Origin of the sequence: Duganella sp. CF402 (assembly GCF_900109645.1) — a bacterium.
Lineage (GTDB): Bacteria > Pseudomonadota > Gammaproteobacteria > Burkholderiales > Burkholderiaceae_D > Rugamonas.
The window spans coordinates 82,358-98,569 of sequence record NZ_FOBG01000002.1 but is presented as its reverse complement, the minus strand read 5'-3'; the positions used below and the strand labels follow the sequence as shown (position 1 = coordinate 98,569).

The window sequence follows — 16,212 nt, the reverse complement described above, 5'->3', positions numbered from 1 at the left end:
GTGCACCGGCCTTGCGCGGGTAGGAATAGGCCTAGTCGGCCTGCTTGAGGTTCTTGTCGAGGAAAGTCTCGACCCGCCGCCAGAAGGCGATGCGGTTGTCCTCGTGGCGCCAGCCGTGGCCCTCGTTCGGATAGGTGATGAACTCGACGTTTTTATTGTGCTGTTGGACGGCGTCATGGAAGCGGGTGGCGTGCTCCAGCGTCACGCGCTTGTCCTCGGCGCCGTGCGCCATCAGCAGCGGCTGTTTCAGCTCGGCCGCGCGCACCAGCGGCGAATACTTGCGGAACAGTTCCGCATCCTTGTCGGGATCGCCGATCAGGGTGCGCAGCGAATAGTTGAGCACTTCGCGCGAGGCGTCCGAGTGCGGCGAACTGAAACGCAGGCCGATGTCGGTCACGCCGGCCCATTCCACGCCGCAGCGGAACAGCTGCGGCTCCTTGATCAGGCCCATCAGCGTGGCATAGCCGCCGTAGCTGGCGCCCATGATGGCGATGCGCTTGGGATCGGCCCAGCCTTGCTTGACCGCCCACTGCGCGGCGTCGGCCAGGTCGTCCTGCATGGCCATGCCCCATTGCTTCAGGCCGGCGTTGAAATGGTCGGCGCCGAAGCCGGTGCCGCCACGGAACTCGGGCTGGATCACCACATAGCCGCGCGTGGCCAGGAATTGCGCTTCGGCGTCCCAGTCCCAGTACGTGCCGCGCACATTGGGGCCGCCGTGCACCAGCACCACCGCCGGGCGCGGGCCGCTGGCCGGGCCGGGCGGCAGCGTGACATAGGCCGGGATGCTGCGGCCGTCGCGCGCGCGGTAGCGGTGGAAGTCGCGCAGGCCCATTTGTGCGGCGTCGATGTCGGGATGCTCCGAGCCCATGCTCACCAGCGTGCCGCTGGCGCGCTGGTAGATCACGTAGTGCGTCGGCTGCCGGTCCGACGAGGCCGCCACCAGCAGCACCGGCGTGGCCAGGCAGTCGGCGGCGCAGCGGATGGTGTTGGTGGTGCCGGGCAGCAGGGCGTCGATCCTGGCTTGCTCGGCCTTCAGCTGCGGATGGAACCAGTGGGTGACGCCGGCGTCGGTCTGCAGGTGGATGCCCAGCAGGCGGCCGCTGGGGATGTCGATTTCCGGCGCGCCCTCGAAATCGAAGCCCGGCAGCGAGATGAAGGGCGCGTCCGCCATCTTCATCGCCTTCAGGTCGTAGCGGAACAGCGCGCCGTAGCCCTTGTGGCTGGCGCGCACGTACAGCGTGTCGTCGCCGTCGAAGAACAGCGGCGTGAAGTTGCGGCCGCCGAAGCACTCGCCGCTGTCCAGCTCCTGCCACGGCGCGCCCAGAGCGGCGCGGTAAAAGCTGGTGCAGCGGCCCTGGCGGCGCGCGGTGCCCACGCGCGGCAGGTCGCGGGCGTCGGTCAGCCAGTCCTGCACCGAGTCGGGCAGGGAGCGGTCCAGCACCTCGCTCAGCTGCCGGGTGCGGGTATTGAGGCGGAACAGGTAGGAGCGGTCGGGCGTGCTGTCGATATTGTTCCAGCTGTACTTCTCGACCAGGATATCGTCCGAGCCGTCGTGGGCGACGTCGAAGAACGCATAGTCGGCGGTCAGCACGCGCGCCTTGATCATGCTGCCGGTGCTCTCGCGGTTGTGCTCCCAGTTGCCGCTGATGAGGTGGGTCAGGTTGCTGCCATCGCGGTCGGCCGCCATCTCGTCGAGATTGCCCTCGAACTCGATGCGCAGGTTCTTGAAGGTGAAGCCGATGCGGTTTTCATTGACCCAGTGGACCGCCGAGATGACTTGCTGGTCGGAGGTCTTGACGATCACTTTGAATTTGGACAGGTCGCGGGTGTCGCGCACCAGCAGCGCCGACTCGCCCTTGGGCAGGGCGGCGACCGCCGCCACATAGCCGCCCTTGGGCGACAGGCTGACGTGATCGAGTTGCGTGGTCTGGAAAAATTGTTCGGCGGCGGGCGCGGCGGCCTGCGCGCCGGTGGCCAGCAGCGCGCAAAACAGCAGGGAAAGGGATGTTTTCATGTGGCCTCTATGATTGCGTATTTGGCAATCATAGAGGCCAGGCAACTATTTGTCTATCAACCCTGCACGGCCTGGCCGTTCTTGGCCGACCAGCGGTACAAGCCCCACACGATGGCGGTGCCGACGATCAGCGCGATGGTCATGGTCTGGCCTTCGCCCATGCCGTTGGCAATCGCCAGCGGCTCGCCCTTGCCCGACAACACGATCAGGCCGGCCAGCGCCACGTTGAACAGGCTCTCGCCGACGATGAAGCCGGACATCACCAGCACGCCGATGCGCTTGGCCGCCTCGCCGCCGGCCTTCTTCTCGACCGCGCGGTCGAACAGGTAGCCGGTGATGGCGCCGATCACCACCGGGGTGATGACCGCACTTGGCAGGTAGATCGCCAGGCCCACGCCCAGCGGCGGCAGGCTGTACTTGTTGTTGCTCGACTTCTTCAGCGCGAAGTTGATCAGCACCAGCGCCAGGCCGATCAGCACGCCGTAGCCGAGCAAGTCCCACTGCAGGTTGCCGCCGATGACGCCCTTGGCCAGCGTCGAGATCAGCAGCGCCTGCGGCGCGGCCAGCGGCTGGTCCGAGATCGAATCGAGATTCGGCGCGCCGACGAAACCGTTGGCGTGATTCAGCAGTTCCAGCACCGGCGGCACCACGCAGGAACCGGCGGCCACGCCGATCAGCAGGCCGACCTGCTGCTTCCACGGGGTGGCGTTGACCAGCTGGCCGGTCTTCAGATCCTGCAGGTTGTCGTTGCCGATCACGGCCACGGCCAGCACCACGGTGGTGACGAACAGCGCGTAGGCGATCAGCGCCTGCGCCACTTCCGGGCCCATCACGCTGCGGCCGACCATGCCCACGCTCAGCGCGGCGCCGAGGATGGTCAGGATGGCGATGCCGGACACCGGCGAGTTCGACGAACCGATCAGGCCCGCCATGTAGCCGCACACGGCGGCGGCGAAAATACCGGCGACCAGGATGTAGCCGACGCCGACCGCCACCAGCGGCGCCGACAGCGAGGCCAGCGGGCCGCCTTGCAGGAAGCTGGCCAGCAGCCAGCCGGCCGGCACCAGCGAAATCAGGGTCACCAGGCCGACGATGAAGATCGGCATGTCCATTTCCGTGCGCTCGAGCACCGCGCCTTCCAGCTTGGCTTTGCGCGCGGTGTCCATCGCCGACTTCAGGCCGCCGAGAATCGGCTTGGCCAGGCCGGCCAGCGTGATGATGGCGGCGATGCCGATCACACCGGCGCCCATCATGCGCACTTGCTTGGACCAGATGCCGAGCGCGTGGCCGGCGGCGTCCACGTCGGCGGCCGCTGGCGTCAGGGACGTCATCAACGGCACCAGGATGCCCCAGGCGATCACCAGGCCGGCCAGCATGGCGATGCCGACCGTGATGCCCATCAGATGGCCGGCGCCGATCAGGGCCAGCGAGCTGGAAGCGCCGATGCCGGTGGCGCCGACGCTGCTGGTGCGGAAATAGATCGCCACTTCGCCGGCCATCAGCTTGGCGGCGGCGCCGGCGGCGAACAGGGCCGAGGTCAGGCTGCCCCACACCACGGCGCGCAGGCCGGCCTTGCCTTCGGCCGCGCCTTCGCGCGAGGCCATGCCGACCTTCAGCACTTCAGCGGCTGCCACGCCTTCCGGGTAGGGCAGGTCGGACTGCGACACCAGCGCGCGGCGCAGCGGCACCGTGTACATCACGCCCAGCACGCCGCCGACGGCGCAGGCGCCGAAGGTCGGCCAGAACGGCACGTGGGCCCACCAGCCGATCATCAACAGGCCGGGCAGGACGAAAATCACCGAGGCCAGGGTGCCCGCTGCGGAGGCAATGGTCTGGACGATGTTATTTTCCTGGATGGTGGCATCCTTGAACGCGCTGAGCAGCGCCATCGAGATCACCGCGGCCGGGATCGAGGTGGCGAAGGTCAGGCCGACTTTCAGGCCGAGGTAGACCTGGGCGGCGGTAAATACCAGCGTAATCAGAATGCCCAGAATAATCCCGCGAAGGGTGATTTCCTTCGGGTTGGACGGTGCAGCTATGCTCATCTTCAGCACTCCGGAGTTGTAGTAAGTTGTTGTTTGTGTAATTAATGGGACGACGCGCCCCATGATAAACGAATCCCGCGCCGGTTAGCAGGTAAAATAGCGGGTTGTCAGAACGATTTTGAAGGTCAGAGCATGTCGATACAATGGTACCCAGGGCATATGAACGCCGCCAGGAAAAAGGCGGCGGAGCAGATGGAGAACACCGATCTGGTGATCGAAGTGGTGGACGCGCGCCTGCCCGAGGCCAGCACCAATCCGATGGTGGAAGAACTGCGCAAGTTCCGCCAGCGTCCGTGCCTGAAGATCCTCAACAAGATCGACCTGGCCGACCCGGCCGCCACCGCCGCCTGGACCGCGTACTACAACGCGCAGGAAGGCGTGACCGCGTATGCCATGACCACCAAGAAGCCGGCCGACGTGGCGCGCATCCCGGAGCTGGCCAAGCAGCTGGCGCCGCACCGTGGCGTGCCGACCAAGCCGCTGCGCATCATGATCATGGGGATCCCGAACGTCGGCAAGTCGACGCTGATGAACGCCCTGCTGAAAAAGCGCGTGGCCAAGGTGGGCGACGAGCCGGCCGTGACCAAGCAGCAGCAGAAGCTTTACCTCGACAAGAACACGATTCTGGTCGACACGCCGGGCATGCTGTGGCCGAAGATCGCGCTGCCAAGCGATGGCCTGATGCTGGCCGCCAGCCACGCGATTGGTTCGAATGCGCTGATCGAAGAGGAAGTGGCGGAGTTCCTGGCCGGCGAACTGCTGGTGCACTACCCGGAACTGCTGGTGGCGCGCTATGGCTTTAAAGAGATCGAGAAGTTCGATGCGATCGGCGTGGTGGAAGGCGTGGGCATGAAGCGCGGTTTCCGCCAGAAGGGCGGCGACCTCGATTACGAAAAGGCCGCGCACACCTTCTTGGGCGACTACCGCAGCGGCGTATTGGGCCGTATCTCGCTGGAGACGCCGGAGACGCGCGGCGTGCGCCTCGCGCAGCACGCCGAAGAGATGGCGGTGAAGGCCGCCGAAAAAGCCGCCATCGCCGCCGAAAAAGCCAAAGCCGCCGCCAACGGCAAGCGCGGAACTTAGGTTGTCATTCCGGCGCAGGCCGGAATCCATGCTGAGCATCCTGGCAAGCGGTCTATGGATTCCGGCCTGCGCCGGAAGTCATTTCGCCCAATGGGCGGAATGACGGGGCTAGCCGAAGCGGAAGCTGCTGACTGCGAGGCCGCCCATGAAGGCGTCTTCGTGGTAGGGCATCTGCGCGGCTTCATCTTCCGCCGCGCCCAGCACCACCATCAACGGCAGCAAGTGTTCTTCGCGCGGATGCGCCATGCGCGCTGCCGGCGCTTGTTCCCATTGCATCAGCTGCGCACTGCGCTCCTGCGGCGGCAGCGCCATCGTTTGCTGCAGCCAGCCGTCGAATGCGTGCGACGCCGACGCCCCCGCCGCATTGAACGCGCGCAGGTTGTGGAAACTCAGCCCGCTGCCGATAATCAGCACGCCCTGTTCGCGCAAAGGCGCCAGCAGACGGCCCACTTCCAGGTGGGTCTGCGGATCCAGCCCATATTTCAACGACAGCTGCACGATCGGCACATCGGCCTTCGGATACACCGGATACATGGCGCTGAACGTACCATGATCGAAACCTCGTTGCGGATCCAGCAGCGCCTTGTGGCCGCCCGCCTGCAATAGCTGCTGCACCTGCGCCGCCAGCTCCGGCGAACCGGGCGCGCTGTACTGCACCTCGTAGGTATGCGGCGGAAAGCCGCCGTAGTCGTAAATCATAGTCGGCTTGGCCGACGACGACAGCATGAATTCACGGCCTTCCCAGTGCGCGGTAACCACCAGCACCGCTTTCGGCGTCACGCCGATCTGGCGCGGAATATCGCGCAGCGAGGCGTCGAGCTTGCCGTACAAATGGCCGACCTGGTCCATCATGAACGGCCACGGGCCGCCGCCGTGGGACAAGAAGTAAGTAGGGAGTTTCATGGTGAGTTCCTTTCACTTCCCACTATAAGCATCGATACCTGCGCAATCAATGCTGTAAATATAGATGGATCATATCTAAAAACTGAATGATCTTGCCCGGAGTATAATACCGGCGTCTGGCGCCAGGGAAACACCAAACCAAGGTGTGCTGCCCCCGCAACCGTACAGCCCGGATACCGGCCAGACAAGGTGGAAGCTGCGTAGACAGCTTCCGTACGCTTCCAGCCTGCGGGGACGCAGGCGGATGGCTTCTATAGAAAACGATAACCACCATGATTTCCTCCCGTCCGCGCCTGCTGGCCGCTGCTGTCTCCCTGTGCTTCACCATTCCTGCCTTTGCCGAAGATGTCGCCACCGCCGGCCAGGCGCTGACCTCCGTGGTTGTGACCGGCGCGCGCTTTGACGCCGATCCAGCGCTGGCCCCGATCGGCGCCACCATCATCAGCGCCGACGAAATCCGCCGCGCCGGCGTCAATGACGTCAACGCGGCCATCCGCAAAGTGGGCGGCGTGTATGGCCGCCAGTCGCTGGACGGCAGCCCCGACTTCGGCCTTGACCTGCGCGGCTTCGGCACCAACGGCAGCCAGAATCTGGTGATCGTGCTGGACGGCGTGCGCCTGTCGGAAAATGAGCTGAGCAACGCCATCCTGTCGACCATCCCGATCGACACCGTGGAACGCATCGAAATCACGCGCGGCGGGGCCAGCGTGCTGTACGGCGACGGCGCCACCGGCGGCGTGATCAACATCGTCACCAAGCGCGCGGCCGCCAACACCCGCCGTGCCAGCATGTTCGTCGAAGGCGGCCAGTTCCACGCCGGCGAAGTGCGCCTGTCCGGCGCCCAGGCATGGGACAACTTCGCGGCCGACGCCACGCTCGACACCCAGCGCAGCGACAACTACCGCGACAACAATGAATTCAAGCAGACCAACTTCAGCGGCGGCGCGCAGTGGTTCGCCGGCCAGTTCGACCGCATCGGCTTCCGCTACGAAGGCGCGCGCCAGGACATGCGCTTTGCCGGCGCACTGAAGGAGGCGGAGTTCAACGCCAACCCGCGCCAGACCAAAACGCCGAACGACAACGGCTCGCTCGACAGCGACCGCCTGACCGTGTTCGGCCAGACCCGCGTGGCCGGCCACGATCTCGCCGCCGATCTGTCCTACCGCAAGAAAACCGTGGAGTCGCTGTATGTATCGCCGGAATACGGCGTGTCGACCGGCCGTTATGAGAGCAAGCAGTGGCAGTTTTCGCCGCGCGTGCGCAAGCTGGGCGCCATCAACGGCATGGTGAATGAGCTGGTGGCCGGCATGGACTTCATCAAGTGGGAGCGCAACACCGATGCCGCATCGGGCGGCTACGCGTATTCCGCAGCGGACGCCGAACAGAAATCCAAAGCGCTGTACCTGCGCGACGAACTGCGTTTCGACGCCGCGCATGAAGGCCGCATCTCGGCCGGCGTGCGCCGCGAAATCTTCGACAAGGATTTCAGCGATCCGCTCAACTACGCCACCACCGGCTACAACGTGGTGCAGGGCCTGAACGCGTGGGAGCTGCAAGCCAGCTACATGCCGGTTGCCGACCTGACCGTGTTCGGTAAGCTGGGCCAGAGCTACCGCGTGGCCAACTCGGATGAGAATGCGGTGACGCCGAAGGTCAACAAGCCGCTGGCGGCGCAGCAGTCGCATGATGCGGAGCTGGGCCTGAGCTATGCCAACGCGCTGCAAAAGATCACCGCACGCGTGTTCCGTCACAACCTGACCAATGAGATCTTCTACGATCCAACGGTGAACTTCGGCGCCAACACCAATCTGGATCCGACCCGCCGCCAGGGCTTCGAGCTCGATGCGGAGCAGAAGATCAATGCCGCATGGGCCGTCAGCGCCCACTATCAGCACGTGCAGGCCAAGTTCCGCGATGGCGCGAACGACGGCAAGGAAATGGTGCTGGTGCCGAAGAACACCCTGACCGCACGCCTGGCCTGGACCGGCCAGGGCCAGAATGCCGACGTCGGCGTGCAATGGACCGACAAGCAGCGCTACGGCGACGACCTCGCCAACCGGTGCAAGGCCGAGATACCATCCTTCGCCACGCTGGATGCACGCTATGCGCGCCAATTCGGCCAGTGGGAATGGGCCGTGTCGGGGCAGAACCTGACGGACAAGGACTTCTACTCGCAGGCCTATTCGTGCACCAGTGGTATTAACAAGGGCATCTACCCATCGAACGGCCGCCAGCTGAAAATCTCGGCGCGCTACGAGTTCTGATGGGCCGCGCGGTCTTGATCTGCGCGCTGGCGCTGGTGGGCGCCGTCGCCAGCGCGCGTGCGGCGATCACGGTGCAGGATGACGCCGGCAACGCCGTCACGCTGGCCAAGCCGGCGCAGCGCGTGATCTCGACTGCGCCGCACATCACCGAACTGCTGTTCGCAGCGGGCGGCGGCGAGCGCGTGGTCGGCACCATGAGCTACAGCGACTATCCGGAAGCGGCCAAGCGCATCCCGGTCATCGGCAGCGACGCCACCATCGACATGGAGCGCCTGCTGGCGCTGCGCCCGGATTTGCTGGTGGTCTGGCAGACCGGGAACACCGAGCGTCAGCTGGCGCAGCTGAAAAGCCTCGGCATCCCGATCTTCTACAGCGAGCCGAAAAAGCTGGACCAAGTGGCCACCAGCCTGACGCGCCTCGGCCAACTGCTGGCCACCGACGCCACCGCGCAAGCGGCGGCGCGCGACTATCGCCAGAAGATCGGCAAGCTGTCCGCCGCCTACGCCCAGCGTTCGCCGGTAAAGGTGTTCTACCAGATCTGGGAGAAGCCGCTGTTCACCCTCAACGGCGAACATATCGTCACCGACGCGCTGCGCGTGTGCGGCGGCCGCAATGTATTCGCCGGCCTGAAAGTGACCGCACCCTCGGTCAGCACCGAGGCGGTGTTGCAGGAAAATCCAGAAGCCATCCTCGGCGGCGAGCGGCATGATGCGCAGGCTGGCATCAACATCTGGAAGCCGTACAAAGGCCTGCTGGCGGTCCAGCGCGACAACCTGTTCATGCTGGACAGCGAACTGCTGGTGCGCGCCACGCCGCGCATCGCCGACGGTATTACCGTCCTGTGTGACAAACTGGAGACGGCCCGCAAGCGCCGGCCTTAAAGCCAGCTTAATAGCTAGGCCGAAGCCGGGAAAAAATGGTAATCTCCCCGCGTTTGCCACTTATCTCACTATTGAAGGATTGTTATGCGTCTCCTGAACTTGCTGCGCCCACTGCTTGCCACCGTCGCCTTCATGGCCGCCGCTGCCGGCGCCTCCGCCGCCGACTTCAAGGATGGCCTGGACTACAACACCGTCAACGGCGCCCGTCCGGACACCGGCAAGAAGGTCGAAGTGCTGGAATTCTTCATGTACCACTGCCCGCACTGCAACGCGCTGGATCCTATCCTGGCAGCCTGGGTGAAAAAGAACAGCGACAAGGTCGTCTTCAAGCGCATGCACATGGGCGACGACGCCCAGGCCAAGGCGTTCTACACGCTGGAAGCCATGAACATCACCAACCTGCATGAAAAACTGTTCTACGCCATCCACGTCGAGCGCAACCGCCTGAACACCGACGCCGCGCTGCTGGACTTCCTGGTGAAGAACGGCGTGGACAAGGCCAAGTACCTGGAAGCCTTCAATTCCTTCGGCGTACAGACCAAGCTGAAACGCGGGCAGCAGGTGGCAACTCAGTATAAACTGGATAGTGTGCCGGCCCTGGTGATCGACGGTCGCTACACCACCTCGCCGGCAGTGGCGGGCCACGGCCTGACCTCGGCCGACGCCGCGCACAAAGTCATGTTCGAAGTGGTCGACAGCCTGGTAGCGAAGTCGCTGCAGGAACGCGCCGGCAAGAAGTAATCAAGGAAGGACGGGTAGGGCGATGAAATTTCCTCGCAATGAGCGTGAAGAGGTCGAAGGCCAGGTCATGAAGATTTACAAGGAATCTTCGCCTGCGCTGGAGACCTTGTTTGAGTGGGCTTACATCAATCACGTGGCGTGGAGCCTGGCGATTGTGTTCCTCGGCCTGATCTTCTGGCTGAGCGTGGCGCTGGTCAATGCCGAGAACCAGCGCAACGCGCTGATCACCAAGCAGTGCATGGATCCGGTGTTCAAGACCGAGCTGGATAAAAAATGCCTGCGCACAGTGCAGTCTCGCGAACATTGGTGGCAGCACCTGACGTACGCGCTGACTAACCTCAGCCCGGCCAAGTAATGATGCAGCTTAAGCAGGTCTTGCTGGTCACCGGCAGCAGCCGTGGCATCGGCGCCGCGACCGCGCTGCTGGCCAGCCGGCGTGGTTACGCGGTCTGCATCAACTACCATAGCAACGCCGCTGCGGCCGAGCGCTTGCGCGCGCAGATCGTGGCCGAAGGCGGCGAGGCCATCGCCGTGCAGGCCGACGTCGGCGTCGAGGCTGATGTGCTGCGTTTGTTTTCCGCCATCGACGAACAACTGGGGCCGCTGACGGCGCTGGTCAACAACGTCGGCGTGCTGGAACAGCAGGGCAAGCTGGCCGATATGTCGGCCGAGCGCCTGCAGCGCGTCATCAACACCAATATCCTCAGCTATTTCCTGTGCAGCCGCGAGGCGGTCAAGCGCATGTCCACCGCGCGCGGCGGGCAGGGCGGCGGCATCGTCAACGTGTCGTCGGGCGCGTCGCGCCACGGCGGCGGCAATGTGTATGTCGACTATGCGGCGTCCAAGGGCGCGGTCGATGTGCTGACCTTGGGCCTGTCCAGGGAAGTCGGCCCGGAAGGCATCCGCGTAAACTGCGTGCGGCCGGGGATCATCTACACCGACATCCACGCCAGCGGCGGCGACGCGGACCGCGTCAACAAGCTGGCGTCCACCGTGCCGCTGGGACGCGGCGGCCAGCCGGAAGAAATCGCCGAAACGATTTTGTGGCTGCTGGGCGAACAATCCTCCTACGTCAGTGGCGCCATTATCGACGCTGGCGGCGCCCGCTGATCTTCCATTTTTGATTGAAGGTGCTTCAAGCGCTGGCCGTATTCTCCGATGCGCGCGCTGCGCCGACAATGGTTTCCATTCACTCAACGAAAGGAAGCCACCATGAAAGCACTACTCCTCGCCACCCTGTTCGCCGCCGGTGCCGTTCACGCCGATCCGGTAGTCGACGTCGCCCGCACCTACGCCGCCTTCTGGAATAGCGGCGATCCCGCACTGGCACAGAAAGCACTGGCTGCCGATTTCATCGACCGCACGCTGCCTGCGGGCCGCGAGCAGGGCGTCAACGGTCCGCTGCAAGCGTCGCGCGCGTTCCGTGCTGCGGTGCCCAACCTGCGCGCCGAGGCCACGCATATCGTGCCGCACGGCGACCATGTCTCGGTGCGGCTGCATTTCACCGGCCACTTCACCGGCCGCTTCGGCGACGCGCAAGGCGCGGGACAGGCGATCGACTTCCAGGCCTTCGACCTGTATCACGTGGTGGGCGGCCGCATCGCCGAGAACTGGCATCTCGAAGACAACCTCACTCTGCTGCAGCAGATGGGGCTTATGTCAGGTCCGCAAAGCGCTCCTGTAAAAAGCCAATAAGCTGGGCGATGCGCGGCGGCTGGTAGCGGTTGCGGTGGTACAGCAGGTGCAGCGGCGCGCTGTCGGTGAAGTACTCGTCCAGCACCGTCACTAGCCGCCCGCAGCGTAAGTCGTCCGAAATATCGAGGATGGATTTGTAGGCATAGCCCTGGCCTGCGATGGCCCACTTGCGAATCACTTCACCGTCATTGCTTTGCTGCGTGCGGCGTACTCGGACCGACAGGCGCTCGTCGTCGGCGTCGTTGCTGCGGTAGCGCCATTCCTGCATCGGTCCCAGCGCGGTGACCAGCACCAGCGTCGGCAGGTTGGCCAGCGCTTCCGGCGTGGCCGGGCCGCCGTCACGCGCGATCAGCGACGGCGCCGCGCACACGACGCGCCGGCTCGGCGCCAGCGCGCGCGCCACCATCTCGCTGTCGGCCAGCTGGCCGTAGCGCAGCGCGAGGTCGATATCGTCCTGCACCATGTTGGCGGTATTGTCGGTGAGCGTGAGCGCGTACTGCACCTCCGGATGGTGCGCGCGGAATTGGTCCAGCATCGGCAGCAGCACGTTGCGGCCGAGGTCAGACGGTGCGGAGATCTTCACCACGCCGCGCACGGCGCCGGTGCCGGCTTGCAGGCTGGCTTCCGCTTCCGCCATCAACGCCATCGCCTGTTCGCTGAAGTGGCGATATACGCGGCCTTCTTCGGTCAGCGCAAGCTGGCGTGTGCTGCGCTCGAACAGCTTGACCCGCAACGACGCTTCCAGCCGCTGCATGCTGGCGCTGGCGGCAGCCGGCGACAGGCCGTGCTTGCGGCCCGCCGCCGAAAAGCTGCCCAGCTGCGCGGCGTCGAGGAACAGCCGGATCAAATGGCTATCCATGAATGACCACCGTGCAGGTAGTGCCGGCCACCAGGTCGAGGTTCTTCGGCTTGTCGTCGATGTGGATGCGCACCGGCACGCGCTGGGCCAGGCGCACCCAGTTGAAGGTCGGGTTGACGTCGGCCAGCAGTTCGCGGCCCAGATTGGCGTCGCGGTCGGTGATGCCGCGCGCGATGCTCTCGATGTGGCCCTGCAGCTGCGCGTCGCCGCTCATCATGTGCACCTCCACCTTATCGTTCACCTTTAGCAGCGGCAGCTTGGTCTCTTCGAAGTAGCCCACCACGTAGAACGATTCGCTGTTGATCAGCGCCAGCTTGGCCGAACCGACGGCGGCGAAATCGCCCGCGTGCACATTCAGGTTGGTGACGTAGCCTGTGACCGGTGCGCGCACCACGGTGCGCTCCAGGTTCAGTTCCGCGAGGTTGCGCGCCGACAGTGCGGCCTGATACTGTGCCGACGCGGTGCCGACTGCCGCTTCCGCCGTCTCCTTGCTTTCGGCCGATACGATTGAGCTATCCAGCCCCGCGCGGCGTTTGGCTTCCTGCGTGCGGCGGCCTTTTTCCACCTGCTGCGAGGCCAGCATGGCTTGCGCTTGCGCCACCGCGTTCTGGTAGCGCGCCTTGTCGACCACGAACAGCACATCGCCTTTCTGCACCAGCTGGTTGTCGCGCACCAGCACTTCGGTCACGGTGCCGGCGACGTCGGCGCTGATGGTGACCACGTCGGCTTTGACGCGGCCATCGCGGGTCCAGGCTGATTCCATGTAGTGATCCCACGCGGAGCGGCCCATCCAAAGGGCCGCCGCCAGCAACAGCATGGTCAGGCAAAATCGGAAAATTTTAGAGGCGCTCATAGAACTCATAGGAGGTTAAATTATTTATACAGGGTGACCAGCAGGGCGCTGAAAATGCAGACGAACATGGACAGCCGCACCAGTGCCGGGTGCCAGCTGCGGCGATACGCACCGATGTAGCTCAGGCCTGCGTCCAGCACGAGCTGCAGCACGATGGCAGCCAGGAATACCGGCAGCACGCCGGGCAGCATCACACCAAAAAAATCAACTTCACGCGGCAGGTGTTGGAACATGCGGTTCTCCTGAAAGCTGGTCCAGCAAGGACGTGTAAATGGAATGCAGATCGGTCAGCGCGGTTTGCAGGCGCGCGCGTCGTTCTGGGTGGGCGTCGGGCAGGGCGGCGCGCACCGCCGTCCCGGCATTCAGGATGGCTTGCAGCGCGCGCTCGCCGCTGGCGCGCGACGGTGTGTGCAGGTAGTCGGCCAGCAGTTGCAGTACCGCTTGCAGGCTGTCGCGCGCGGCGCCGGCGTGCGAGGCGGCGATCAACTGGCGCAGCTCGATCACGGCGTGGCCTAGTTCCAGCAAGGTCAGGCCCTGGCGCACCACGGCACGCGTTTCGGCGTTCGGCGCCGGGCCGGCGGCGGCGTTCAGTTGGCTGAGCAGGTCGCGCACGCGGTTGTCGAAGCGGCGTTTGAGGCGGTGCAGGCGAGCGGTGCAGGCTTGCTGCGCTTCGCGCCACAGCGCCGCCGCCACGTGGCCGCGATGGCCCATCGTGTGCTCGGGCAGCACCACCTTGAACATCAGGTAGGCCACCACCACGCCCATCGTCAACGACAGTTCGCTGCTGATGAAGGATTCAACGTCGTAACGCATCAAGTTGGTCGGCACCACCAGCGTGGCCGAGAACATGCCAAGGCCGATGCCGACGCCGCCCCAGCGCGGACCGCTGCTCAAATAAGCGCCGAACGCGAACAGCGGCAGCGCGGCCAGCACCAGCGGGGTGAAGTTGTCGGCCTTGGCCACCATCAGGAATTCGGTGATGAAGGCCAGCGGCAGGGCGATCAGGAAGCCCATCAGGACCTGCGAGACCAGCACCGTCGGGCGTGGCGAGGAGGAGGCCAGCGCGCAGAAAATCGTCGCCATCAGGATGGCGTTGATGGTGGCTGGCCAAGCCAGCCAGTACCACATGGCGGCCGTGATGAGCAGCGTGGCGCCGGCGCGCACACCGCTGGCGACGATGATGGCGGGCGGGGTCTTTGGCGAGTAGGCGCCCGGATCGCTGACTTGCTGGCGCTTTTGCTGCGTCAGGCCGTGATACAGCACGGCGAAATCGGCGAGGTCGCCGGCGAAGCGTTGCAGCAGTTCCACCGCCGTGTCGAAATCGATTTGCTGCGCGCGATCGAGCGCCGGACCGTCCGCCAGCGTAGTACGTGCCGCAGCGATATCGTCGGCCAGCGCATTGCGCATCTGTGCCAGCCGCGCGGCGGTCAGCTCGTCGCGCAGCGCGGCCGCCATGTGCGCCTCCAGCGGCGCCACCAGCGCCAGCACGCGCTCCGTGCCTGCCGTGCGCAGGCGGTGGCTCAGGCGATGCAGCGTGTAGAACGTCGTCAACGCCGTCATGAAGGCCGCATTGAATGCATGCAGCTGGCGCGTGTGCGAGCGCGAATGGCCCGCTTCAAAGAAAGCAGCGGCGCGGCCCGACTCCAGTGCGGCGATATCGGCTGCAAACTTCAGGTGATTCAACTCCGCATCCGCAGGCGTGATGCGCTGCTCCAGCACCTTGCCGCAAAAATCAATAAAGCCTGCATAGCGCGCCTGCACCGTGCGCATCACCGCGCGCGAATGGCGGCGCGGGAAAATCACATCATGCACCACCGCCGAACAGATGATGCCCAGCCCCACCTCGGTCACGCGCGTGACGGCCAGCGTGAACACATGGTCCGGCGCATCGACCGCCGGCACCGCGATCATCACCGCCGTGTACCCGGCCAGCACAAAGCTGTACGACTGCTGGTTGCGGTGCATGGCAGCGCCGCCGGTGCACAATGCCACCCACAGCGCCAGGCCAAGGAACAGCACCGTCGGCATCTGCGGGACCAAGGCCACCAGCGCCAGCGCGGCCGAGCAGCCGACCAGCGTGCCGAGAAAACGGTAGAAAGCTTTTTCCAGCACCATGCCGCTGCTCGGCATGGCGAGAATGATAGTGGTGGCAAGCGCGGTGTAGGGCGCATCGAGGCCGAGGCGGAAGGCCAGCCACAAAGCGGAAAAGGAGGCCAGCATGGCCTTGGCGACGAAGATCCAGCGTTCGCCTTCGGTGCGCAGCCAATCGGCGGTTTGTGCGTGCAGCCAGTGGAAGACTCTCCGCGCCGCGCTGTGTTCCTGGGAGGGCTGGGCGGCGGGAGAGGCATTCATGTGATGAGGGCTAGCTAATAGATTCTAAATTATCGAGCTGCCGTTTCAGCAGCGATTCCAACAGTTTTACTTCTTCCGCGCTGTAGCCGTCATAGGCCCGCGTGGTCTTGCCCCAGACTTCAGGCAGTACCTTCTCGGCCAGCGCGCGGCCGGCGTCGGTCAGCGAAATCATCACGCAGCGGCGGTCGCCGGGACGGTTGCCGCGCGTGATCAGGCCCTGCGATTCCAGGTCATTGCACACGCGCGTCAGGTTGGCCGGCTTTTCCATGCAGGCCTCGCCCAGCGTGGAGGCGGTCGAGGTCTCATTGTCCGATCCGTACAGCACCGCCAGCACCATGTAGCTGGCGTCGACCAGGTCATGCTTGCGCAGGGCGGCGTTACTCAAATCCTTCATCCGTTTCTGGATGTGATAGGTCATGCGCACCAGGCGCATAGCGTCCTCTGGGAACTCCGGTATTCGGGCATGGATATTTTTAAGGCGTTTTTTAGTCGCTTCAAAACTACTCATTGCCACTCCTCTAA

Annotated in this window: 15 protein-coding genes; 7 read left to right on the top strand and 8 right to left on the bottom strand. The window is 64.8% G+C overall.

Annotated features, from left to right (window positions below):
- Window positions 1–31 precede the first annotated feature (31 nt).
- Window positions 32–2,014 carry an alpha/beta hydrolase family protein gene (locus BMZ70_RS18480; RefSeq protein ID WP_092278134.1) on the bottom strand — a complete coding sequence of 661 codons (1,983 nt, stop codon included), beginning with the start codon at window positions 2,012–2,014 and terminating at the stop codon, window positions 32–34.
- A 56-nt stretch (window positions 2,015–2,070) separates the two neighbouring features.
- Window positions 2,071–4,059, bottom strand: coding sequence for an OPT family oligopeptide transporter (locus BMZ70_RS18475; protein WP_092278132.1), 1,989 nt, complete (start codon window positions 4,057–4,059; stop codon window positions 2,071–2,073).
- 132 nt (window positions 4,060–4,191) lie between these two features.
- Between BMZ70_RS18475 and ylqF the strand changes: the two genes are divergently transcribed.
- A complete protein-coding gene (gene ylqF / locus BMZ70_RS18470) occupies window positions 4,192–5,142 on the top strand; it encodes a ribosome biogenesis GTPase YlqF (RefSeq protein WP_092278130.1) in 951 nt (316 codons plus the stop codon).
- Window positions 5,143–5,250: 108 nt separating this feature from the next.
- Here ylqF and BMZ70_RS18465 read toward each other — a convergent pair whose 3' ends face one another.
- Window positions 5,251–6,045, bottom strand: a complete 795-nt coding sequence (locus tag BMZ70_RS18465; RefSeq protein WP_092278128.1) for a DODA-type extradiol aromatic ring-opening family dioxygenase — start codon at window positions 6,043–6,045, stop codon at window positions 5,251–5,253.
- Window positions 6,046–6,317: 272 nt separating this feature from the next.
- Here BMZ70_RS18465 and BMZ70_RS18460 point away from each other — a divergent pair, with 272 nt between their 5' ends.
- The 6 genes from BMZ70_RS18460 (at window position 6,318) to BMZ70_RS18435 (ending at window position 11,626) form a co-directional block, all read left to right on the top strand.
- Window positions 6,318–8,309: a TonB-dependent receptor gene (locus BMZ70_RS18460; protein WP_092278126.1), complete on the top strand. Its 1,992-nt coding sequence runs from the start codon at window positions 6,318–6,320 to the stop codon at window positions 8,307–8,309.
- Window positions 8,309–9,190, top strand: a complete 882-nt coding sequence (locus BMZ70_RS18455; protein ID WP_092278124.1) for a cobalamin-binding protein — start codon at window positions 8,309–8,311, stop codon at window positions 9,188–9,190. The genes BMZ70_RS18460 and BMZ70_RS18455 overlap by 1 nt, the downstream gene beginning before the upstream one ends.
- Window positions 9,191–9,274: 84 nt before the next feature.
- Window positions 9,275–9,931, top strand: a complete 657-nt coding sequence (locus tag BMZ70_RS18450) for a thiol:disulfide interchange protein DsbA/DsbL (protein WP_092278122.1) — start codon at window positions 9,275–9,277, stop codon at window positions 9,929–9,931.
- A gap of 22 nt (window positions 9,932–9,953) precedes the next feature.
- The gene (locus BMZ70_RS18445) at window positions 9,954–10,286 is read left to right on the top strand and encodes a hypothetical protein (RefSeq protein ID WP_092278120.1); all 333 of its coding nucleotides are present in this window, start codon (window positions 9,954–9,956) and stop codon (window positions 10,284–10,286) included.
- Window positions 10,286–11,041, top strand: a complete 756-nt coding sequence (locus BMZ70_RS18440; RefSeq protein WP_229205498.1) for an SDR family oxidoreductase — start codon at window positions 10,286–10,288, stop codon at window positions 11,039–11,041. The genes BMZ70_RS18445 and BMZ70_RS18440 overlap by 1 nt, the downstream gene beginning before the upstream one ends.
- A gap of 102 nt (window positions 11,042–11,143) precedes the next feature.
- A complete protein-coding gene (locus BMZ70_RS18435) occupies window positions 11,144–11,626 on the top strand; it encodes an ester cyclase (RefSeq protein WP_229205497.1) in 483 nt (160 codons plus the stop codon).
- Here the strand turns inward: BMZ70_RS18435 and BMZ70_RS18430 are convergent.
- From BMZ70_RS18430 to BMZ70_RS18410, 5 genes are read right to left on the bottom strand one after another with little or no spacing between them, the layout of a single operon-like run.
- A complete protein-coding gene (locus tag BMZ70_RS18430; RefSeq protein WP_092278114.1) occupies window positions 11,586–12,485 on the bottom strand; it encodes a LysR family transcriptional regulator in 900 nt (299 codons plus the stop codon). The two genes, BMZ70_RS18435 and BMZ70_RS18430, sit on opposite strands and share 41 nt — an antisense overlap.
- Window positions 12,478–13,338, bottom strand: coding sequence for an efflux RND transporter periplasmic adaptor subunit (locus tag BMZ70_RS18425; RefSeq protein ID WP_092278112.1), 861 nt, complete (start codon window positions 13,336–13,338; stop codon window positions 12,478–12,480). The genes BMZ70_RS18430 and BMZ70_RS18425 overlap by 8 nt, the downstream gene beginning before the upstream one ends.
- A gap of 20 nt (window positions 13,339–13,358) precedes the next feature.
- Entirely contained in the window at window positions 13,359–13,571 is a 213-nt protein-coding gene (locus BMZ70_RS18420) for a DUF1656 domain-containing protein (RefSeq protein ID WP_229205496.1), read from the bottom strand.
- Window positions 13,549–15,690, bottom strand: a complete 2,142-nt coding sequence (locus BMZ70_RS18415; RefSeq protein ID WP_092278110.1) for an FUSC family protein — start codon at window positions 15,688–15,690, stop codon at window positions 13,549–13,551. Before BMZ70_RS18415 ends, BMZ70_RS18420 begins: the two co-directional genes overlap by 23 nt.
- A gap of 10 nt (window positions 15,691–15,700) precedes the next feature.
- Window positions 15,701–16,198 (bottom strand): MarR family winged helix-turn-helix transcriptional regulator, encoded by a 498-nt coding sequence (locus BMZ70_RS18410; RefSeq protein ID WP_092278108.1) that lies wholly within the window; start codon window positions 16,196–16,198, stop codon window positions 15,701–15,703.
- Between the last annotated feature and the right edge of the window lie 14 nt (window positions 16,199–16,212).